A 317-nucleotide genomic window follows, 5' to 3' on the forward strand; every position below is an offset into this window, starting at 1 on the left:
GTCGAGGAGTACACGCCGACTGGCTGGCTCGCACATACCTACGACGAGCTTGGGAATCGCGTCAGCACGACGATTTCCGGCGAGCGCACGATCGATTGGCTGCATTACGGTTCGGGGCACGTGCACCAGATTCGTTTCGATGGTGCCGCAGTTGCAGACATCGAACGGGATGATCTGCATCGCGAGGTGCTACGGACGCAGGGCAAGCTGACGAGCCATTTCGGGTATGACGCGGTGGGTCGTCGTGCGCGGCACGCTGCGCAGCGAGGCAAGGCGGGCGGCGAGTTGCTTGCGAAGCAGTGGCAATACGATGCAGC

General features: G+C 62.5%; 1 pseudogene. It reads left to right on the plus strand.

What is annotated here, in order from left to right:
• Positions 1-317: pseudogene (locus DIE15_RS36740) on the plus strand (RHS repeat protein); the annotation flags it as partial.

Origin of the sequence: Burkholderia sp. Bp9031, assembly GCF_003857965.1 — a bacterium.
Lineage (GTDB): Bacteria > Pseudomonadota > Gammaproteobacteria > Burkholderiales > Burkholderiaceae > Burkholderia > Burkholderia ambifaria_A.